The sequence below is a fragment of the Hymenobacter sp. BT188 genome (assembly GCF_014333585.1).
Lineage (GTDB): Bacteria > Bacteroidota > Bacteroidia > Cytophagales > Hymenobacteraceae > Hymenobacter.
In genome coordinates this window covers 260,753-281,929 of the sequence record NZ_JACSCW010000003.1, presented here as the reverse complement: position 1 = coordinate 281,929, position 21,177 = coordinate 260,753, and the positions used below count along the sequence as shown (strand labels likewise).

Here is a 21,177-nt window from a genome sequence, read left to right as displayed (position 1 = left end):
GGGGGCAAATTTGGATGGGATGGGAACAGCCAGTTTCCAGCTTCAGGAACCGCGGTAGGTGGAGTAGCCAAAGGGGTTCAACAGCAGCGGTACGTGGTAGTGCTCCGGCGCAGTAACGGCAAAGACAATCTCCACAAAAGGATAGAAAGCGGTAGTTGCGTGCTGATCAAAGTATTCTTGGGTGAAGAATTTTAGCTTGTAGATTCCTCGCGCTAACAACTCCCCTTCCGGTAGCAAATCCGCAACGCGACCATCCAAGTTAGTTGTGCTGCGAGCCAGTTCCTGCCACGTCTCCGCATGCTGGCTGTAAAGGGCAATAGCTACGCCCTGAGCAGGTTTTCCTCTGGTAGTGTCGAGAATATGAGTGGTAATCTGGCTCATGTTGCTAATAGTTTTTCCAGCCGAATGTGAGTGATTTTTGCTTGTTCGCCCATGGCGATTTTCATTTCCTCGTCGGGCTGGTTGGGTAGCCGTGCCTGCAACAGCGCCAGCATCTCCTCCGCCGATTTACCAGTGGCACAGACGATGAAAATATACCCGAATTTCTCCTCGTAACGGGTATTTCCTTCAGCCAAAGCCTCCAGTACCACTTGGGAAGAGTGTTGCACCGCTGCCTGCTCGCCAGCGGCCCAAGCGCTAGTGCTAGTGCTAGTGCCAGCAAATTTTTCTTTCAATGAGTTGATATCTCCAATCTTCGGATGATGGGTGAATGCCTCCCGCCAATCGTGCTCCGAAAGGTTGTACCAGATGCTAGCGGCTTGCTCAAACAATGTTTCCTTATCCGGCACCGGTAATCTATCGGCCATAGCCTCAACCCAAGCTGTGCTCCAGCAACATTGGCGCAGGGTCTCGATAAGCGCGGGTTTCGGTAGGTTGTTGAGTTCATCTAAAGTCATTTTTATCAATCTATATAAAGCTGAAAGGCGGTCATACTCAATGGCGTCATGCCGAGCGGAGCGAAGCATCTCGCTCGCGGTAGTGGGACTACTGATCTAACTAAACACGCGAGATGCTTCGCTCCGCTCGGCATGACCTTCTTTAGCATGAATGCCTATAGAATTATAATCTACACCACTGTGGGGAAGCGGTTGACGTTTTTGTAGTAGATGTACACGGCGGGTTCTTTGCCCATGGCGGTGAACCACTGCTGGCAATAGGGCGCCATCCAGATAGAGTCGCCTTTCTTGATGGGATACCATTCTTGGTCAAGCATATAGATACCCTGGCCTTGGAGGTACAGCAAGCCGTGCTCCATGATATGGGTTTCGACCATAGGCAAATTGCCCCCCGTCTGGTAGGTGAAGATATTCACGGCCATATCAAAGCCGAGGTGGTCGGGAAGCAACACCTGAATGCGCAGAGCCTCATCGTTCATGTAGATGGGCGCCTTTGTGTCGTCCTTCTCACCGAACAGTATGCCGGGCACCTCGTGGCCTTCCAGCGGCTCGTAAACTTTGTGAAAGGTGAGAATCTGAGTGCCAACTGTGGGATTTTCGAAACGGTATTCCTTACCGACAGGCACATACACAAACTCGCCGGTGGAAAGCACCCGATCTTGGCCATCGACGCTGACTTGAATCTGACCCTCTACTACGTAGAAGAAAATCTGCGACGCCTGCGTTTTGCCAACTAATTGCCCCCCAGCCTGTAACGTCACCAGCGTTTGGCAAAGCCGAGCCCCCATCTGCTCATTAATAATCACATTCACAGTGCAGCCCGTCCAGCCCGGCACGTTGCTATTGATGTAGCCATCAGGACTAATAACGGCATGATTGCGCTTGACGACAGAGCGGGTTAAGGCGGAAATTTCCATAGGGAATTACGAATGGTGGGAAATGAGTTGGGTTAGGAAACGCTCGGCGACCCGCAGCGCGGCCGCCAGGTCGGTCAGTTCCACGTTCTCTAAAGGGTTGTGGCTAATGCCTTTAAAGCAACGCACAAACAGCATGGTAGCCGGCGCGGCTTTGGATATCGGCACAGCGTCGTGGCCGGCCCCGCTGACCAGCGGAATTACTGGGTAGCCGGAGTAGGCAATGGCGCGAGCCAGCAGGCTGTTTAAGGTAGCATCGCACGTCACTGGTGCCGTCTGCTGAATGAGGTTCCAGGTCAGCGTGATATCGCGCTGCTGCGCAATGGCCTCTATCTTTTCTTGTAGCATATGATAGGCCCAAGTCAAGCGCGATTCATCCGCACTCCGCAGATCAAGGCTGCACACCACTTCGCCAGGAATCACGTTGCTGGCCGCGTAACGAATATCGAGCTTGCCCACCGTCGCAACCAGCGTCTGCTGGTGCTCTTGGCCAAACTGCTCGATAGCCAAAATAGCTTCGGCGGCGCAGCACAGCGCATCCTGCCGCATGTTCATCGGCACCGTGCCCGCATGGCCGGCCATGCCTTTGAAGACCATTTCAACGCGCTGCTGCCCGGCAATGGCAGTTACGAGGGCCACCGGAATGGCACGCTCGTACAGCACCGGGCCTTGCTCAATGTGAGCCTCAAAGTAACCCAACCAATTATCGGCGGGAATTGCATCGTGCGTAAGCTGCTGCGTATCGCCGCCCATGGTTGCCACGGCTTCCGCCAGAGTGATACCAGTTGCATCACGTTTTTGGAGTAAGTCAGCCTCAAAAAAGCCCCCCACAACCTTGCTACCTAGATACGTGGTATGAAACCGGCAGCCTTCCTCGTCGCTGAACGCTATAAGCTCAATATGAAACGGTAGCTCGACTCTTCGTTGCACGAGCTGTTCCAGCAAATCTAGTCCCAGCAGTACGCCTAGCGGCCCGTCGAATTTGCCAGCATTCACCACCGTATCAATATGGGAGGCAATGACGAAGGTTTTGTCTCCCGGCCGTGGGCTAACCAGTCGGCCACGCACGTTGCCGATGCTATCGATGCGAGTTTCGAGCCCGGCCTCTTCCATCCAGCTTTTTACCAAAGCACTGCCTGCTAGAAAAGCAGGCGTACCGAAGGTGCGCGTTACGCAGCTTTGGTCTTCGCTAATGGCGGCCAGGGTGTTAATGCGCTGTAAGAGTTGCTCCGCGCGGTGTACGTAGGCATCCATGCAACTAGCGCGTAATAATTTCACCCTGATTGAGGTGCGTGAAGTTGGGGTGATCGTACACTTGTCGCCCCTTCAGAAACGTTTGGGTCACTACCCCGCGCAGCTCCTGCCCAATATAAGGCGACACTTTATGCCGATGTTGCAGCATATCAGCCGTGACAGTAAAAGTTTGATCTGACTCCAGCACCAGCAGATCGGCATCGAAGCCTTCGGCAATTTGGCCTTTGCGCGCTTGCTGGCCAATGAGTTTCGCGGGGTTCGTGCTTAACCACCGAACGAGGTCCGTCAGATTGGCGCCACGCTTTTGGGCGGCGGTCCAGAGCACGGGCAGGGCCAGTTGCAACGACGCAATGCCGCCCCAGGCCGTGGTAAAATCTCCGCTTTTCAGTTGCTTCAAATCGGGTGGTGCGGGCGAGTGGTCAGTGGCTACGAAGTCGATAATACCAGCCTGTAAAGCCCCCCACAGCTCATCATTGTTGGGCTGCTCCCGAATAGGCGGAGCGCATTTGAACTGCGTCTGCCCGTCATTAATGTTTTCAGCGTTGAAAAACAGGTAGTGCTGAGCGGTTTCTACGGTCAGTGGCAACCCATTGGCCTTAGCCGCCACAATCGACGCAATAGAGTTGGCCGATGACAAATGCACGATGTGCGTAGGGCAATCATACTCCTCGCACAGCCGAATCATCAGCGCCACTGCGTCATCTTCCCATTGTTTAGGGCGCGATGAGAGGTAATTTTGGTAAGACCGTTTATCCCCAGCTTTCCACGCTTCGTTGTCGGTAGCTAGCTCGCAGTGCACCAGCAGCGGCAGGCCGTAGCGGGCCAGAATCGGCATCACCTGCCGTAGGTCCTGCTCGGTGACGTTAGGAAAATCGTCGATGCCGGAATGGGTCAGAAACGCCTTGAACCCAAGCACGCCACGATCAATCAGCCCTTCTATCTCACTGGCGTTGCCCGGCACAATGCCGCCCCAAAATCCGCAGTTGGTATGCAGCTGACCTTTCGTAGCAGCTAGCTTCAGCCCCAGGTTAGCGGCTGAAGTTGTCACTGGCGCTGAGTTCAGGGGCATATCCACCAGCGTGGTCAGGCCGCCGGTTAGGGCGGCGCGGGTGGCTGTGTTGAAGCCTTCCCACTCGGTGCGGCCGGGCTCGTTAATGTGTACGTGAGGGTCAATTACGCCGGGCAGCACCGCCCGATTATGCACGTCGATAATCGGGCAATCGATAGCCGTAGTGGCAGGCACCACATCCACAATCTGGCCATCCCGAAGCAAGATCAGCGCCTCCAGTATACCCTGCGGCGTCACTACGTTTTTACTTTTTATAGCTGCTTCCAGCATGCGAGGGGGCAGAATGGGCGATGGACAAGATTGGTCCTTCAATCTAGCAGGATAATTTTCTAGATTGGAAATCTTTCCATGCGTAACCAGCCAACGAGAATGGGTATCAAACTAGGAATCAATGCCTACGGCAAAAATGCGATTAATCTTTCCAAGATTATCCGCCACGCCGACCACCACGAGTTTCGCCAGATTTCGGTAAGTGTGGCACTCGAAGGCGAGTTCGAAACAGCCCACACCCTCGGCGACAATTCCAATATTCTCCCCACCGACACGCAGAAGAATACGGTGTATGCGCTGGCCAAAGAGCACTTCACCACCACTATCGAAGCATTCGGAATTCACTTGGCCAATTTCTTTTTCACGCGAAATCCGCAGGTAAGCAAGGTCAGAATCGAGTTGGTAGAACATAGTTGGCAGCGCATGGCTTTCGATGGGGAAGCGCACACACACGCCTTCACGGGCGGCAGCTCAGAAAAGCGCCGCGCTATCATCACTCAGACCGCCCAAGGTGTGCAGGTGTCCGTTGGTCTCCAAGATTTACTGCTGCTAAAAACCACCGATTCAGCTTTCGAGAAGTATATCCAAGACGAGTACACCGTTTTGAAAGAAACTACGGACCGCATTCTGGCTACCAAATGCGAAGCAACCTGGGAATACACGACTCTAGACTTGAATTTTGAAGCCACTTACCAAAAAATTCGCACGTTGCTGCTGCGCACATTTGCCGGGCAGAAGAGCCTTTCGGTGCAGCACACTTTATATGCCATTGGGGAGCAAATTCTGCTGGAAAATGAGGTGGTCAAAGAAGTCAGCCTCATCATGCCTAACAAGCACCATATTCCTTTCAACCTAGAGCAGTTTGGGATGAAGAATAACAACGAGATTTTCATCGCTACGGATGAGCCCTTCGGCTATATCACGGGTACTGTAGTGCGCGAGTAAATGGCTATAAAAAAGCCCCCCAAACGTCATGCAGAGCGAGAGCGAAGCATCTCGCGTGTTTAGCAGAATTAGTAATTAGACATCAGCACGCGAGATGCTTCGCTCTCGCTCTGCATGACGGTCGGTAGGGTATTAATCACTTCGCATTCTTCACCGTAATCAACTGAGCGGCGATGCTGATAGCAATTTCTTCGGGTGTTTGACTATTGATGAGCAGGCCAACAGGGGCGTGTAAGCGCTTTAGTTGCTCAGGCGGAATGCCCGCTGCTTGATAGTCAGCAAGCATCTTTTCTATCTTCTTTTGGCTGCCTAACAAACCTAGAAAACGCAACTTCTTGCCCAGCAGCGCCCGCACGGCAATATCATCGGTGCGGTAGCCTACCGTCATGACAACCACGTACTGATCTTCGCCGTCGGGGATAAGCTCTCGTAGGTCAGCGTAACTGGCGACGGTCGTTTTCTCGTGAACGAAGCTGTTAATTAAGAACGTGTTGAGTTGCGGTCGGTCTTCATAGAGGTGAACCCGGAAATCGAGCGACTGCAACAAGCGCGATAAAGCCAAGGCGCAGTGGCCGCCACCGATGAGGTGCAGCTGGTGTTTATGACCTATTTTTTCCTCATACAGCCAGGCATCTTCGGGCTCCGGCCGAAACAAATAATCCTGCGCTGGCTGCTTATTGGCTTCGAAAAAAATGCCCCCCGACGTCAGGGTCAGCGTGCCGGTTTGCTCGTGTTGGAGCGCTGAGAGCAATTGCTGAATGGCGGTACCATCCGTTTGCCGCACGGGGTATAGCAGCACAGTTTGCTCGCCAGAGCAAATCATCCCACTTTGGTCCTGGGGGGCTTTTTTGTTATGAATCTGGCGGTGCAATGAGCTCATTGACGATGGCTGCGTGAGGCGCTCACGGGCCAGCTGCACCAGCTTGTGCTCCATAATGCCGCCCCCAATAGAGCCCTGCATAGCGCCGTGTGCATCCACACTCATTGCAAACCCCTGCCGGCCCGGACTGCTGCCCTGACTTTGCACCACATATAGCAGCATGGCCGGAACGCCCCGGCGCAAACTTTCGCTAAGAAGCAGCCACGTGGCGCAGGCTCCGTTCATATACTTGTGGGGTGCCGATGGCCGACTGCGGATATAACCCGAGCAACACTTTCTCGGGGGTCATCGGGGCATCAAAGGCGATGGGGGAAGTTGGATTGAAGGATTTAATGGCGTTGCGCAGGGCGAAATAGGTGCCAATTCCATACATAAATGGCGGCTCGCCTACGGCCTTGGAGCGGAAAATAGCGAGGTTGTCCTGATCGGTTTGCAAGGGTTCAATGGCAATTTCCTTCGGTACCGAATAGATATCAGGAATTTTGTAGGTGGAAAGCGTATTGGAGCGCAACCGGCCCGCTGGGTCGTAAAGCAGTTCTTCGAGCGTCATCCATCCTATTCCCTGCACGATGCCACCCTCAATCTGCCCACGGTCAACGGCGGGGTTTATGCTGCGGCCAAAGTCATGCACCACCCGCACCGCGTCTACCTGATACGTGCCACGCAGGCAATCCACGGTCACGGTAGTAATGGCAGTGCCGTAGACGTGGTAAGCGAACGGATGGCCTTTCTCAGTAGCTTTATCGAAGTGCACCTCCGGCGTGGCATAGTGCGCGTGCTCAGATAAGCTTACGCGCTTTAAAAAAGCGGCTGTAACCAGTTTGTTCCAGTCTAGCTCTGTTTCCTGGCCATTGAGCAGCACTTGTTCATCCCGAAGTTCAATATCAGTTTCGGGTGCTTGCAGCACCTGAGCAGCAACCTCTTTCAGCCGCTGCACGATGGCTTGGCAAGCCAGCTGCACGGCCTTGCCATTCAGGTCAGCGGTAGCACTGGCGGCGGACGGCGACGTATTGGCGATGCGGTTGGTGCTGGTGGTTTGCACCCGCACTTTGCTGAGGCTGATGGACAAGGTTTGGGCCGCCACTTGCAGCATTTTCGTGTTCACGCCCTGCCCCATTTCCACGGCGCCGGTGCTCACTTTCACGCTACCATCATAATACACATGCACCAGCGCCCGCGCCTGGTTCATAGACGTGTTAGTGAACGAGATACCAAAGCAAATCGGCATCAGCGCCAAGCCTTTTTTGTAGAGGATAGAAGCGGCATTGAATGCTTCAACTTCCTGCCGCAGCTTTTCCACGTCGTATAACTCCTCCGCCTTATGCCAGCAAACGTGCGCCTCACTCACGGCTTTTTGCCCGAAAGGGAACTCGTCGCCAGTCTGATTTAGGTTCTTTTTCTGAATTACACAGGCCTCTATACCAAGCTTTTCAGCAGCAGTAGCGATGGCGGCCTCCATCACAAATTTAGCTTGCGGACCACCAAAACCCCGAAAGGCCGTATTGGGGGGCAAATGTGTGCGACAGCTAAAAGCCGTGGCCCGCACATTAGGGATAAAATAGGTCCCGGTGGTGTGAAACAACGTCCGCTCCATAATGGCCGGCGATAAGTCGGCAGCGGCTCCGGCATTCTGGTAGAAGTCAACCTCGTAGGCTACGATTTTGAGGTCTTTATCCAGTCCGATTTTAAAGTCGGAAGAGTATGGGTGGCGCTTGCCGGTCATGGCCATATCCTCTAGCCGGTGCAGCACATATTTCACGGGGCGGCGCAAATGATGCGCGGCCAGCGCGCACAGCGCTACCCAAGCGTTGGCTTGATCCTCTTTGCCCCCAAAACCGCCCCCCAGCCGAATCACATCTACTTCCAGCTGGTGCATGGGCACGCCCAGCACCCGCGCCGCCATACGCTGCCCGGCTGTGGGACTTTGGGTCGAAGAATAAATTTTCAGCTCGCTGTTTTCCTGCGGAATAGCATACGCGCACTGCGTTTCGATATAGAGGTGTTCTTGGCCGTTGGTATCAGCTGTGCCTTCAAACACATACTCGCACTGCTCCCAAGCTTGCCCGGTATCGCCGAGGCGGAAGGTGCGGGGCGGCACAATCAGTTCACCCTGAGCATGCGCCACACGCGGGTCGGTAATTACCGGCAGCGGTGTGATATCAACCTTGATTTTCTTCACCGCCGCGCGCGCTGCTTCATCCGACGTTGCCACCACGAAAGCAATGGGCATTCCGCAGAAATCTACTTCGTGTTCCGCCAGCAGCGGCTCATCTGGTATGATACCGCCAATCTGGTTTTCGCCGGTAATATCTTGGCGAGTAAAAATGCGCACCACGCCGGGGTGCTGCGCGGCCTCCGTCAAATGCAGCTGCTGAATGTGCCCGTGCGCGACCGGCGAACTAAATACAGCTCCAAATAGAGTCCCGGCCACCAACGGAATGTCATCCAGGTAGACTGACTGCCCCTTTGTATGGTTACCAGAATCTATGTTTTTCATTGTGGTAGTGACTTATAATTAACGGCCGTTAAAGGCGGTCATGCAGAGCGGTAGCGAAGCATCTCGCGTGCTGATGAGAGAGCAGTAATATAACGACCGCACGCGAGATGCTTCGCTCCGCCCTGCATGACGTTCTATTTCTGGAAGGTTTATGGCTGCCGCATCAATTCCTGCACATTCAACTGTGGAAACAGTGCCAAGAAATGAGCTTTAATCAACTGATTTAACAGGAGGCGTTTGTATGATTCAGTGCCGCGGGCGTCACTGATGGGTGCTATTTCGGTCTGCGCTATTTCCAGCGCTTTCTGAATAAGCTCTTCCGAAACCTCCCTGCCTACCAAGAACTCGGAAGTCTTGTGCAGAAGCATAGGAATGGGGCCTACGCCACCGGCCGAAATTGCAGCTGTTATAAGTAAGCCATCTCGAACCGTAAAGCAGCAGGCCGAGTTGACGCTGGCGATATCCAAATGAGTGCGCTTGCTTACTTTTTCAAAGTTGAAGCGGGTAGCTGAAGCAGGCAGCTCAAACCAGATGGCCGTAATATTCTCCTGGGGGGCTTTTTCTAAAACTTTGTAGCCTTTATAAAACTGACGCAACGGAATTTCGCGCGCCGTATGCCCGTCGCTGAGCACGAGTTGCGCATCCAGCGCTAGGAACATAATCGTCAAGTCGCCAATGGGGGAAGCGTTGACGAAGTTGCCTGCCACGGTGGCCATGTTGCGGATCGGTGTGGATGACACCAGCCGCAGAAACGGACGAAACGCAGGAAAGTACTGCTGCATTACCGCCGACTCGGCTAAGTCGCTCACTGTAGCCGCGCCACCAATTACGCAGCGGTTTTCCTGGCGAACAATCCCTTGTAAGTCGGCCTGATTGAACAGAAAACGAGCAGCCAACTCTTTCATCTGGTCATGCTTCTGCACATATAGATCGGTGCCGCCGCCTACAAACTGTAGTGCCCCGTTCAGAACGTGCCCATTGGGTGCGCTATCCGCCGCCAGCGCCCGCAGACGGCTTTTAATTGATGTAAAATACTCGGGCAAAATCTGCTGCTGAGTTACAAAATCTGCGGGCTCCTCTCCCTCTCTTGCTTCCAACAGTTGTGCAACTTTTGCAGCCGCCCGTTCAATGGATTTGTAGCCCGTGCACCGACAGATATTGCCATCCACTGCGGCTATGGCGTTCTGCGTGGTTGGCTTTTGCCCGCTTAAACAGAAACCTGCCAATGAAACCACAAAGCCCGGCGTACAAAACCCACATTGCGTCGCCGATTCGTCTACCATGGCCTGCTGAATCGGGTTCAGGCCATCCATGTTTATTCCCTCTACCGTCACCACATGCTTGCCCTGCACGTTGCCTAGGGGCGTAAGGCAGGAAGTATACGAACGGTAGCGCACCTGATTCTCAGCGAGTTCGCCCACTAGCACCGTGCACGCGCCGCAGTCGCCCTCCCGGCACCCGATTTTGGTGCCCGGCAGGTGCTGATGATAGCGCACAAAGTCCAGCAGCACGGTACCCGCTGGCAAGTCCGTATCTACTTCTTGATTGTTGAGAATAAACTTCAGCAAGGGAAAAGCATTTGAGGTGTTTGCGGAAGTTACTTGATTTGAGTGAGATAATCGTGAGTGGCTGAGTAGAGAAAACGCGGCTACAGAACAGTAGAGTAGCCGCGATGACAGCTATTGGGTTTCCGCTGATAAAGTCATAGGCACGGAGACGACAGGAGTAGTTCGACGGTCAGCCTATCCATATTACCGCAAGCTGTCACGACCAGATGCAGGTATTAATATGAGCCATATTGCCAAGCTTTTAATTCTAGCTTAACCGAATATAAGTGGCTGTTGCAAAACACCCCGCAGAGAATCTAAAGGGTCGCATTGGTAGCTGTAAGAGTGTAAAAGGCTGGAGGATGGCCCCTCGTTAACAGCGGATGGAGGTTCAAGTAACCGGTGTTCAGTCTACTGCCAGACTTTTGCAACAGCCACGCGGCTTATACGACCTTCCTTCCCGCTTCAACCGACTGGGCTATCGTATTCCAGACGGGGGGAAGCGGGTCACGGTGATGCGCTCGCCAATCTCGATGGTCATCAAGTCCTCGCCCAGCTCCAAGGGGCCAGCGTACGTGGTCCGGGTACGGGGCACGAGCACCTCGGCCCCCGGGGGCGGCAGGTTCGGGGTTGTCGAGAGCAGCACAATGTGGGAATAGACGGCCAGCCGGGGATGAATACGGGTGAAGACTTTCCCTGCCTCTTCGGGTTGAGTGTGGTAGCTTACGATTTGCTTTGCTGTTTCGGATTGCTGCAGCAGCTCTTGCGTTGCGGCCGCTACCTCGTGCACCACCACATCGACGCCCTGACCAAACCGAATCAGGTTCTCGCTAAAGCCCGTATCTCCCGAGAGCAGCACGGACCGGCCAGCATAGTCCACCCGGTACCCCAACGCGGGCTGCAGGTGCTCGCCGTGGGCCACGGCAAAGGCGGTGACCTTGACCCCGGCCTGCTCATAGACCACGCCTTGGGTGATGTCACGGGCTGCCAGGGCGCTGCTCGGGGCGGGCACATCCTGGGTCGAGCGGACGCGTAGATCCCAGGCGTAGGCCTGCTGCAGGGCCGCCAGCATGGCCACTGTCCCAGTCGGGCCCAGCACCTGCAAGGGCACGGCGCGCCCTCCGAAGGGCGTGGGCAGCCAGCCCGTGAGCCAGAGGTCGGGAAAGCCGACGACATGATCGGAATGCAGGTGGGTAAAAAACACGGTTTGGACCGCCCCCAGCGGAATTTTGAGCTGCCAGAGGCGCTGGGTGGCGCCCCGCCCGCAGTCAAAGAGCAGGGTGGCCGGCCCCGCCTGCACTAAGATGCTGGGCCCAAACCGGTCGAAGCGGGGAATGGGCGCTCCGGTGCCCAGCAAGGTCACCTTCAAGGTTTGGGCCGGGGCAGCGCCCCAGCTCAACAAAGTCGCGGCGAGGACGACAAGGCGGGAAAGCAGGTAGAGCATGGCGGCCAGGGTAAGGATGCGAACTGCAGATACCCCATCCGGCAGTGGCACACCTGTAGCACCCCGAGAGGATAGGAGGCGCCGAGACCGGCGACTACTGAAGGTATCATATTTCGCGCAGACTGCAAGCTGGCCAGCGGATCCGCAGGAAGGTGGCGCGTCCCAAACAGATCGGGGTCAGTCAAGAGGTCGTATAAAGGCCGTGGCTGTTGCAAAAGTAGAGCAGAAGCCAACGAAAGGGCGCCGGTGCTGGGAGCGCGATTCCCCACCCACCGGGCTGGAAGGAATTAAAGCGTAGACACTTCTTCAGGTTATAGGCCATCGCGGCCAGATACATGACTTTGGCGGCCCCAGCTTGGCCTTTCTGGCTGAGGTGGCGCAAGCCAAAGTAGTTAATCAAGCGGCCTAACACTGGTTCGACGGTAGCGGAGCGGAGCCGCCGCATGCCTTGGCCGACTCGCGTGGCTAGGCGTGCTAACATGCGCTCGTAGTGGGCTTTGTAGGGCGTATGATGTAGCCGCTTCTCCTTGGCCTTTTTGCCCTTGCACTGCTCGGCTAACGGACAGATCTTGCACTCGGCGGCCTTGGCCATGTAACGTTTCTTCGCATTACCCTGCGGATCAACAAAGATCTTATTAAAGGGCAGTTGTTTGCCCTGACGGCAAGTATAGCTGTCCGTAGCGGCATCGTAGGTAAAGCCCGCGTGCTCGCTTTTATACCCGCCATGGGCCGGAATATAGCCCGTCAGGCCCCGCACCTCTAACTGCTCGTAGTTCTCCCCCGAACAGTAGCCCGCATCCGCGACGACAATGGTCATTCCCATCCCAAAGGTGTTCAACCGCTGCTGGGTCGCGTCGACCATAGCGAGCAGATAGCGGCTGTCGCGCCAGTCGGCTAGGTCGGCATGGATGTGGGTGATCACGTGTTGAGCGGCATCGACACTCACACTGGCAGTATAGGCCAGGATGCGGGGCTTGCTCGACTTGAAAGCAATGCGCGCCTCGGGATCAGAAGGGCTGTAGTGCGTAAGATTGCTGACGAGTCGTCCCGGTTTGTTCGGCGCGGCTTTGAGGATCGCGGCGTGGAAGCGCTGGAGTTGCTTTAAGCGGTCGAGCGTAGCCGTGATGCGTGGCGCTTGGCCATCCCCCAGTGTGGGGCCCGCCTCCGCAGCCCCACTGGAACGCTTGGGCTGGAGGCGGCTCATCGAGGCGTTGGCTTTGATGTACGCTGAGTCAAGCACCTGGGTATGACCACTGACGAGACCTTGTTGGATGCATAACCCCACTACCTGGGTAAAGCAGGCCTCAAAGACGGCCACCGGCAGGCGTTGCCGCGTCCGCGACAGGGTGCTGTGCCATGGTAAGGGCTGCGCGAGATCATAGCCCAGAAAAGCGCGGATGCCCAGATGCAACTGCGCCAGCTCCAGCAGCTTGCGATCGGAGGTGATATTTTCTAAGTGTCCGACCAGCAGCAGTTTGACAAATACGACGGGATCGAGCGAGGGCCGCCCGCCCGTGCTATAGAAAGGCGCAAAAAGTGGCCGCACGAAGCGGAAGTCGACGGTCGGCAGCCGTTGCTGGTAGAAATGGCGCGCGGGCACCAGTTTCAGCAGCGAAGTCTGGATCATGTGAAAGCCGAGCATATGCTACCAACCCGCACGCCCCCATGAAGTTGACTTTTGCAACAGCCACATAAACTAAGTTATTCCACTAGGAAGCGAGCAGCACCAGTCTACCGGCAACGTTCCCGATAACGATTGCATAAAAAAAAAGCCCCCCAGCCAAATCAAAGGCCGTGGGAATATTTAACATTATACCACAGTAATCTCCAAAAAGAGGTTTTCTAGCGCTTATACGCCGCTAGTATTTTGTCGTGTGAGCCATCCAGAGCCTAGATGAAGGCTAAGGTAAAAGCGACATTCTGCAGAAGCTACTCATGGCTTCAGTCGCGCACGAACGCGGCGCCCTGCATACATACCTAACGCGGACTTAGAGCCACGTAACTCCTTCTATCCCAATCTATCTCCATTACATGAAGCACAAACTACTCTTACCAGCAATCTTGCTCTGCGCAGGAATGCCGGCTTGGGCCCAACAATCCCGTTCGGTAACGGGACAGGTGCTGGACGCCGTCACCGGCGAAGGACTACCGGGCGTAACGGTACTGGTCAAAAATACTACTGTAGGTGCTTCGACTGATCCGGATGGGCGCTTTTTGCTAAGTGTGCCCGACGGTAGCGAAGCCAGCCTGACGGTGAGTTCAATCGGCTACTTAACGCAAACGATTACCGTTGGCTCGCAAACTGACCTCAAAATCAAGCTCGCTCCCGATCGTAAGGCCCTCGATGAGGTGGTTGTAATTGGCTACGGTCAGGTTAAAAAGAGTGACGTTACGGGTGCCATTGTTTCCGTGAAAGAGGCCGACCTGAAAAAGGTACCCGTGGCGAACGTCATGGAGTCGTTGCAGGGACGGCTGCCGGGCGTTGACATCGTTAGCGCCGGGGGCCAAGCCGGAGCGCCAGTGAATATTACGGTGCGGGGTAACCGCTCTATCAATGCCAGCAACGGGCCGCTGTTTGTGGTAGATGGGGTGCAGTACAACTCCATTCAGGACATCAACCCTAACGACATTGCTTCTATGGAGGTGCTCAAAGATGCGGCCTCTACGGCCATCTACGGCGCCCGGGGGGCAAATGGCGTTATTATCGTGAGCACCAAGAAAGGCGCGGCAGGCAAAACGCGCGTTACGCTCAACTCTTACTACGGCATCACCGACCGGGTTTATTATCCGGAGGTAAACAACGCGGCCGAGTTTGTGGCGCAGAAGCGCGAAGCCAACCGCACCAGCGGCCGGTGGGCTACCATCGCCGATGACCCGAAAATTTTTACGGCCACGGAGCTGGAAGCCATTGCCAATGGCACCTCTACTAACTGGGCCGACTTGCTCTTCCGCGATGGGGTACAACAGGAGCATCAGATTGGCTTGTCGGGCGGCTCGGAGAAGACCAAGTTCTACCTGTCGGGCGATTACTATAACGAGCAGGGCCTGTTCCGCAACGACAACCTCAACCGCTATTCTTTTCGAGCGAACCTCGACCAGGCGCTTAATGACAAGGTCAGCATTGGCTTGCAAAACCAGCTGACTTACTACAACCAGAATACCCGCCGCGACCCTACCAACCAAGCGAATAAGATTAATCCCTTGGGTACGCCGTATGATGCGGATGGTAAAATTATTAACTATCCTAACAACCAAGCCTTTATCAACCCGCTGGTAGATGAGCTGCCGGATAACTACACCAATAATACCCGTACTACCCGCACTTTCTCCACGGCCTACATTAGCTATCAGATTCTGCCGAGCCTAAACCTGCGCTCCAACCTGGGTTTAACGCTGTCCAACGGCCGCACAGGCATTTACCAAGGCCAGTACACCCTCGACCGCAACGGACAGGTTTCACAGTCGTCGTACGGTACGCAGTTCGACACGAATTGGAGTTGGGAGAATATTCTCAATTACAACAAGACCTTCGGCAACCACTCGCTGACCGCCACCGGCGTCACGTCACTGCTGACGTTCAATACCGAAAATTCCAATGCGCAGGGCCGTAATCAGCTGCTGGCATATCAAGAGTTCTTTGCCTTGGCCAATGCGAACCAGCAAGTTGGCATCAATAGCGCCTACACCGACAGCAAGCTGATCTCGTTTACGGGCCGCGTGCAGTACGGCTTCAAAGGCAAGTATCTGCTGACGCTGACCGGCCGCGAAGACTTATCTTCCAAGTTGGCGCGGGGCAACAAAGGCTCGTTCTTTCCCTCGGCCGCCGTGGCCTGGCGCATCATCGACGAGGAGTTTATGAAGGATATAACGTCGGTAACGGACCTGAAGCTGCGCGCGAGCTACGGCCGGGCCGGCAACTACGATGTGCCTGCTTACTCTTCGCAGAGCCTGCTGTCGCGCATTCCGTATGCGTTTGGCGAAACGGCTGCCGCGGGCTACACCTTTGCCAACCGCATCGGCAACCCCGAGCTGGGCTGGGAAATCTCGCTGACCAAGAACGTCGGCCTCGATTTTGGCTTCCTCGATAACCGCGTAACGGGCTCCGTAGACGTGTATGACACCAAGACGAGTGACCTGCTATTGAACCGTTTCCTGCCGCTGTCCTCAGGCGTATCGTTTATCACGCAAAACATCGGTAAGACCCGCAACCGTGGGGTGGAAGTAGGTTTGAACGCACGCGTGGTTGAGCGGGAAGATTTCACCTGGAACGTGGGTCTGACGTGGTTTAAGAACAAAGAAGAGATTCTGGAACTGGGTACTGGTACCAACGATATTACCAACGGCCTATTTATTGGCTCGCCGGTGCGCGTGTTCTACGACTACGAGAAGATCGGCATCTGGCAAACGGATGAGGCAGATGCAGCCAAGGCATTCGGCCAGAAGCCTGGTCAGATCAAAGTAAAAGACTTGGATGGCGACGGGCGCATCACAGCGGCCAACGACCGGCGTGTGCTCGGTACGGCCGTACCTAAGTGGAGCGGTAGCATCAGCAGCGATCTGAGCTACAAAGGCTTCGACCTTTCGTTCCAGGTATTTGCGCGCATTGGGCAGATGATCAACTACGACTACGCCCAGATTTTTGATCCGCAGGGAATTGAGAATAGCTCGCGCCAGAACTACTGGACACCCGAAAACCCTTCCAACGACTATCCACGCCCTGACGCGGCCTTATCGAAGAGCACGCTCCAGAATGGTTTGTTTGGCACCACGCTTGGCTACCGCGATGGCTCATATGTGAAGCTACGCGGCGTGACGCTCGGCTACAACCTACCAGCCTCCTGGCTGGAAAAAGTGGCTATCAGTTCGGCCCGCGTGTACGTGCAGGGTAAGAACCTGGTGACGCTCAGCGAAATTGACAACTACGACCCCGAGCGCGGTGGTGCTATCACCACTCCCATTCCGCGCGTGATATCAGCAGGCATCAACCTAGGCTTCTAGGGGGCTTTTTTATAGCCGCTGCCTGTGTTTTCAACCAGTATTTGACGAAGAAGATGAAATTATCGAAGATAAGTTTAGGAGTTGCAGCCTGCGCGCTGGCCTTTCTGACCGCCTGCGAAAAGCAATTGGAAGAATACAACCCCTCGGGCCTGACCGCCGATGCCGTGTACACCACACCAGCCGGTTTTGAGAGCTTAGTAAACGCGGCGTACTCTTACACACGTTGGTGGTACGGCAAGGAAGACGGCATCAGCATGTCGGAAATGGGCACTGACCTCTGGCTCCGCGGCGCCGGCGACGTGAACCCCGATCTGACGGAATACACCACCCTGCAATCCAGCTCGCGGGCAGTGGAAAGCGTGTGGGGCAAGTTGTATACCGCCATTAACCTCTGCAATGCTGGTATTTCCCGGGTGAAGGATTCGGGGATGACGGACGCGCAGAAAAGCGTTCGGGAAGGCGAATTGCGCTTCCTGCGGGCTTTTTATTACTGGCATATTGTAGAGACCTGGGGTGATGTGCATTTCACGACCACCGAAACATCTGGGGTGCAAACCACTGCCAACCGCACGCCGGTTGACACCTTTTACAAACAGATTGTTGATGATCTGAACGTAGCCGTTGCTAATCTGCCCAACATTACCGCCGAATACGGCCGCGTGACCAAGCCAGCAGCCGAAGCATTTTTGGCGAAAATCTACCTGACGCGCGGCGACAACCAGCAGGCAGCCACGCTCGCGCAGAAAGTAATTTCGGGCTACAACTTTACTTTGCTTCCCCGTTACGCCGACCTATGGTCGATGACCAACCTGGAAAATCGGGAGATAGTGTGGGCCGTGAACTACACGAAAGAACTCACGCTAAATGACCGGGTAGACAACACACTTTATCCCGATGGCCACTCGCGTGGCGGCAACAACGGCCATTTGATGTGGCTAATGAAGTATGATGATCAGCCTGGTATGGTTCGCGACGTAGCGAATGGCCGTCCCTTCAACCGCTTCATGCCAACCAAGTTTCTGCTGAACCTGTTCGACGAAACTAAGGACTCACGCTACGCTGCCTCCTTCCGCACGGTTTGGCTAGCTAACACGGCCGTAACTGGTCGTTTCGCCGTGGGCGACACCGCCATTCTAGCCACCAAAAAGGCTATTTCTGCTTCGGTACAGGCGTCGAAGAAGTACGTGACCTACGACGTAAACACGATATACAACGCCAACGGCACTGCCAAAAACCGCTTGCAGTACGTGTGTTTGCGTAAGTTTGAAGACCCTACTCGCCCCACTATTCAGGAGGAGCAAAGTGCCCGCGACGCCTACGTTATTCGCCTGGCCGATGTGTATTTGATGGCCGCTGAAGCGCAGTTTAAGCTGGGCAACACGACACAGGCTACCACCCTTATCAACGCTGTGCGGGAGCGGGCGGCCCTACCTGGCAAAGCCGCCGATATGCGCATAACGGCCTCAAACCTGAGCCTGGACTTTATTCTGGACGAGCGGGCCCGCGAACTGGCCGGTGAGCAGGTACGCTGGTTCGACCTCAAGCGCACGAACAAGCTCGTAGATCGCGTAAAGGCCAATAACCCGGAGGCAGGAGCCAGTATTCAACCATATCATACGGTTCGCCCTATTCCACAGCGTCAGCTAGATGCTATCCTGAACAAAGAGGAATTCACGCAGAATCCGAGCTACCGGTAGTCCCTTAGGCTTTAGCCCGATCAGAATTTTATCCAGGAGTTCTATCACAGTAAAAGCCCCCCAGCATTCGTGCTGGGGGGCTTTTTGTTTAGCATATCGTTAGCACGATTACATAGTACTTACTATCTAGTGCTCCTACTGGTTAACGGTTGACTAAGCTTAATCGTCGGTAAACTTTTTAAGTCGGTGTGGGTAGATGAAAAACCCAATTGAAGTAAAAACACGCGCTTGTTTGATATCATCGAGTTGCAGCTCAAGGGGGGTGTCGCCACGATAGCCTGGCGACGATGACGTACTAACGGCCAATTGAAATTGACCCCAAGGTAGAAACCCACTTCTATTACCGAAACGCATAAATAACATTGGCTCGCTACGCGTCATGCGCCGAAGATCAACCGGCGAACCATTATTAGTCAAGGAAGAAAACCGCACCTGTGATAGACGATAAGCTGCGCCGACTGTGGCCCACTCACCTTCGTAAGCCACGAAAGCTTCGCCAAAAACTTTGTTGAATCGGGCCGCATAGTTAAAACTGATAACTGTGTCGGGCCCGAAATACTCAAAATCATTTTCCTTGAAGCGTCGGTTACTCTGGCCCCGACCGTAGCCACCCATGGCACCGACTAGCCACCGATCGGAAAGCGACCAATAGGTGCCAGTGCCAAGTTCAAACTGGCGGATATGAAAATCAACGGAATCACCATTGCTAGGCAGCAGGCCACCTGCGGCACGCACCAGCACATGTTTAACCGGGGAGTACGCCACCGAGCCCTCTAGCCGGCCGGAAAGATACAGGCTAGCCGCTACTTCACTTTCCCCTTTGTTGCGCAGCATTGGTGTGCTAGGTTGCAAGGGAACATATACTGAGCAACCTGTTGAGCCACATAGTATTGCTATCGGAATGATTACGATTGTACGGAGTAACGATAGAATCATATAGATAGAATAAATAGTCTCGAATATAAGGAATTACTAATAGGTGAATGTGGCTTTAAATCAACTATTTCAGCCAGTAGATTTCTATAAAAAAAGCCCCCCAACACGAATGCTGGTGGGCTTTTTTGTTATGAAAGCAGAGACTCTCTACTTGGCGTAAGCCACGGCGCGCATTTCCCGAATAACCGTGATTTTGATCTGGCCGGGGTACTGCATTTCCTTCTCAATCTTCTGCGAGATTTCGTAGCTCAACTCTTGGGCGCGGTCGTCGGTTACGTTGTCGGCATTCACCATTACGCGCAGCTCGCGGCCGGCTTGAATGGCGTAGCACTGGAGTACTCCATCGAAGCTTACTGCTGTTTCTTCCAACTGCTTCAGGCGCTTGATGTAGCTCTCCATCATCTCGCGGCGGGCACCGGGGCGTGAGCCGCTGATGGCGTCACAGGCCTGCACCAAAGGCGAGACCATAGCGGTCATCTCAATCTCGTCGTGGTGGGCACCAATGGCGTTGATGACATCGGGGTGCTCTTTGTACTTCTTGGCCAGCTCCATGCCCAGGATGGCGTGGGGCAGTTCCGGCTCCTCAGTGCTCACTTTACCGATGTCGTGCAGAAGACCGGCGCGCTTGGCGTGCTTCACGTTCAGGCCTAGCTCAGCGGCCATAGTGGCGCAGAGGTTGGCTACTTCGCGCGAGTGCTGAAGCAGGTTTTGGCCGTAGCTAGAGCGGAAACGCATCCGACCTACCATCTTGATCAACTCAGGATGCAGGCCGTGAATACCGAGGTCGATGATGGTCCGCTCGCCGATTTCCACGATTTCCTCGTCGATGTTCTTGCGAGTTTTAGCTACAATTTCCTCAATGCGAGCAGGGTGAATACGGCCGTCTTTCACCAGCAAGTGCAACGACAAGCGCGCTACCTCACGCCGTACGGGGTCGAAGCCGGAAATAATGATTGCTTCAGGAGTATCATCAACGATGATTTCCACGCCCGTTGCCGCTTCCAGCGCGCGAATATTGCGGCCTTCGCGGCCAATGATCTTGCCCTTAACATCGTCCGACTCGATATTGAAAATGGATACGCAGTTCTCGATAGCGTGCTCAGCAGCCGTGCGCTGAATGGTCTCCAGCACTACTTTTTTAGCGTCCTTGGTAGCCGATAGCTTTGCCTGGGCTACTACGTCTTTGATATAAGAGGAAGCCTGAATTTGAGCTTCATTTTTTAGCGACTCTACCAATTGCTCACGGGCCTCGGCCGCCGAGAGGTTAGCAATGGTTTCGAGTTGGTGCTGCACATCGTGGATGCGGGCATCGAGATCGTGCTCTTTTTGTTGGAGTTTAGCTTGCTGAGTTTCGAGGCTAATGCGGCGCTTTTCTTCTTGGCTTTCGAGGCGCTCGCGCTGCTGCTGGGCATCGGTCTGAAGCTTTTCGCGGAGGGTTTCTAAGTCCTGCTCTTTACGCTGTAGTTGTTCGAGCTGCTTTTGCGTGGTTTCGGTGAGGCGCTTGATGCTCTGCTCCTGTTCTAGTACGGTGGCCCGGCGTTCGGTTAGCTCTTGCTCTAAGGCTTGCTTTTGGCGCTTGCTTTCCTGCTCAAACTCGTTCTTGAGTTGACGAAACTTATCCTTGGACTGCTGAATGCGCTCGTCGCGGGTGCGGTTGGCTTGGGCTTCTGCCTCCTGAAGAAGTTGCTGGGCGCGGGCTTGCGCCTGGGCTTCGTGGTCCTGCCTGGCCTTGCCGGCCAGCAGGCGTCCTAGCACCACGCCAGCCACAAGGGCGACGATGGCGGCTAGAACAATATAGATTATGTAGTTGGACATGAGTTATGGTTTTTA

At 54.7% G+C, this 21,177-nt stretch carries 15 protein-coding genes; 3 read left to right on the top strand and 12 right to left on the bottom strand.

The window, feature by feature from the left end:
• Positions 1–42: 42 nt before the first annotated feature.
• The 5 genes from uraH to allB form a co-directional block, all read right to left on the bottom strand.
• Complete coding sequence (gene uraH, locus H8B13_RS09315) at positions 43–381, bottom strand: hydroxyisourate hydrolase (RefSeq protein WP_187310532.1); 339 nt, start codon at positions 379–381, stop codon at positions 43–45.
• Positions 378–965: a 2-oxo-4-hydroxy-4-carboxy-5-ureidoimidazoline decarboxylase gene (uraD, locus tag H8B13_RS09310; protein WP_261990300.1), complete on the bottom strand. Its 588-nt coding sequence runs from the start codon at positions 963–965 to the stop codon at positions 378–380. Before uraD ends, uraH begins: the two co-directional genes overlap by 4 nt.
• Before the next feature lie 101 nt (positions 966–1,066).
• Complete coding sequence (gene allE / locus H8B13_RS09305) at positions 1,067–1,813, bottom strand: (S)-ureidoglycine aminohydrolase (protein WP_187310531.1); 747 nt, start codon at positions 1,811–1,813, stop codon at positions 1,067–1,069.
• A gap of 6 nt (positions 1,814–1,819) precedes the next feature.
• Positions 1,820–3,064 (bottom strand): allantoate amidohydrolase, encoded by a 1,245-nt coding sequence (locus H8B13_RS09300; RefSeq protein WP_187310530.1) that lies wholly within the window; start codon positions 3,062–3,064, stop codon positions 1,820–1,822.
• A gap of 4 nt (positions 3,065–3,068) precedes the next feature.
• Positions 3,069–4,445, bottom strand: a complete 1,377-nt coding sequence (gene allB / locus H8B13_RS09295) for an allantoinase AllB (RefSeq protein WP_261990299.1) — start codon at positions 4,443–4,445, stop codon at positions 3,069–3,071.
• 57 nt (positions 4,446–4,502) lie between these two features.
• Here allB and pucL point away from each other — a divergent pair, with 57 nt between their 5' ends.
• Positions 4,503–5,348 (top strand): factor-independent urate hydroxylase, encoded by an 846-nt coding sequence (pucL, locus tag H8B13_RS09290; protein ID WP_187310529.1) that lies wholly within the window; start codon positions 4,503–4,505, stop codon positions 5,346–5,348.
• Between the two features lie 136 nt (positions 5,349–5,484).
• On the opposite strand, the gene H8B13_RS09285 is transcribed toward pucL, so the two are convergent.
• The 5 genes from H8B13_RS09285 to H8B13_RS09265 form a co-directional block, all read right to left on the bottom strand.
• Positions 5,485–6,453, bottom strand: a complete 969-nt coding sequence (locus H8B13_RS09285; protein ID WP_187310528.1) for an XdhC family protein — start codon at positions 6,451–6,453, stop codon at positions 5,485–5,487.
• Positions 6,419–8,725, bottom strand: a complete 2,307-nt coding sequence (locus tag H8B13_RS09280) for a xanthine dehydrogenase molybdopterin binding subunit (RefSeq protein ID WP_187310527.1) — start codon at positions 8,723–8,725, stop codon at positions 6,419–6,421. The genes H8B13_RS09285 and H8B13_RS09280 overlap by 35 nt, the downstream gene beginning before the upstream one ends.
• A gap of 149 nt (positions 8,726–8,874) precedes the next feature.
• On the bottom strand, positions 8,875–10,293 hold the full coding sequence (locus tag H8B13_RS09275; protein ID WP_187310526.1) for an FAD binding domain-containing protein: 1,419 nt from the start codon (positions 10,291–10,293) through the stop codon (positions 8,875–8,877).
• Between the two features lie 457 nt (positions 10,294–10,750).
• On the bottom strand, positions 10,751–11,674 hold the full coding sequence (locus tag H8B13_RS09270) for an MBL fold metallo-hydrolase (RefSeq protein ID WP_222841390.1): 924 nt from the start codon (positions 11,672–11,674) through the stop codon (positions 10,751–10,753).
• A gap of 223 nt (positions 11,675–11,897) precedes the next feature.
• Entirely contained in the window at positions 11,898–13,343 is a 1,446-nt protein-coding gene (locus H8B13_RS09265) for an IS1182 family transposase (protein ID WP_261990298.1), read from the bottom strand.
• Positions 13,344–13,747: 404 nt separating this feature from the next.
• Between H8B13_RS09265 and H8B13_RS09260 the strand changes: the two genes are divergently transcribed.
• Both H8B13_RS09260 and H8B13_RS09255 read left to right on the top strand, forming a co-directional pair.
• The gene (locus tag H8B13_RS09260; protein WP_187310523.1) at positions 13,748–16,714 is read left to right on the top strand and encodes a SusC/RagA family TonB-linked outer membrane protein; all 2,967 of its coding nucleotides are present in this window, start codon (positions 13,748–13,750) and stop codon (positions 16,712–16,714) included.
• 53 nt (positions 16,715–16,767) lie between these two features.
• Positions 16,768–18,411 (top strand): RagB/SusD family nutrient uptake outer membrane protein, encoded by a 1,644-nt coding sequence (locus H8B13_RS09255; protein ID WP_187310522.1) that lies wholly within the window; start codon positions 16,768–16,770, stop codon positions 18,409–18,411.
• A gap of 159 nt (positions 18,412–18,570) precedes the next feature.
• On the opposite strand, the gene H8B13_RS09250 is transcribed toward H8B13_RS09255, so the two are convergent.
• Together H8B13_RS09250 and rny are read right to left on the bottom strand one after the other, a co-directional pair.
• Positions 18,571–19,245, bottom strand: coding sequence for a hypothetical protein (locus H8B13_RS09250; protein ID WP_187310521.1), 675 nt, complete (start codon positions 19,243–19,245; stop codon positions 18,571–18,573).
• Between the two features lie 249 nt (positions 19,246–19,494).
• On the bottom strand, positions 19,495–21,162 hold the full coding sequence (gene rny, locus H8B13_RS09245; protein ID WP_187310520.1) for a ribonuclease Y: 1,668 nt from the start codon (positions 21,160–21,162) through the stop codon (positions 19,495–19,497).
• Positions 21,163–21,177 lie beyond the last annotated feature (15 nt).

Bases quoted from the DNA above. Each gene is read 5' to 3' on its own strand.
- uraH (WP_187310532.1), bottom strand. From the start codon at position 381: ATGAGCCAGATTACCACTCATATTCTCGACACTACCAGAGGAAAACCT.
- uraD (WP_261990300.1), bottom strand. From the start codon at position 965: ATGCTTCGCTCCGCTCGGCATGACGCCATTGAGTATGACCGCCTTTCA.
- allE (WP_187310531.1), bottom strand. From the start codon at position 1,813: ATGGAAATTTCCGCCTTAACCCGCTCTGTCGTCAAGCGCAATCATGCC.
- H8B13_RS09300 (WP_187310530.1), bottom strand. From the start codon at position 3,064: ATGGATGCCTACGTACACCGCGCGGAGCAACTCTTACAGCGCATTAAC.
- pucL (WP_187310529.1), top strand. From the start codon at position 4,503: ATGGGTATCAAACTAGGAATCAATGCCTACGGCAAAAATGCGATTAAT.
- H8B13_RS09285 (WP_187310528.1), bottom strand. From the start codon at position 6,453: ATGAACGGAGCCTGCGCCACGTGGCTGCTTCTTAGCGAAAGTTTGCGC.
- H8B13_RS09280 (WP_187310527.1), bottom strand. From the start codon at position 8,725: ATGAAAAACATAGATTCTGGTAACCATACAAAGGGGCAGTCAGTCTAC.
- H8B13_RS09265 (WP_261990298.1), bottom strand. From the start codon at position 13,343: ATGATCCAGACTTCGCTGCTGAAACTGGTGCCCGCGCGCCATTTCTAC.
- H8B13_RS09260 (WP_187310523.1), top strand. From the start codon at position 13,748: ATGAAGCACAAACTACTCTTACCAGCAATCTTGCTCTGCGCAGGAATG.
- H8B13_RS09255 (WP_187310522.1), top strand. From the start codon at position 16,768: ATGAAATTATCGAAGATAAGTTTAGGAGTTGCAGCCTGCGCGCTGGCC.
- H8B13_RS09250 (WP_187310521.1), bottom strand. From the start codon at position 19,245: ATGCTGCGCAACAAAGGGGAAAGTGAAGTAGCGGCTAGCCTGTATCTT.
- rny (WP_187310520.1), bottom strand. From the start codon at position 21,162: ATGTCCAACTACATAATCTATATTGTTCTAGCCGCCATCGTCGCCCTT.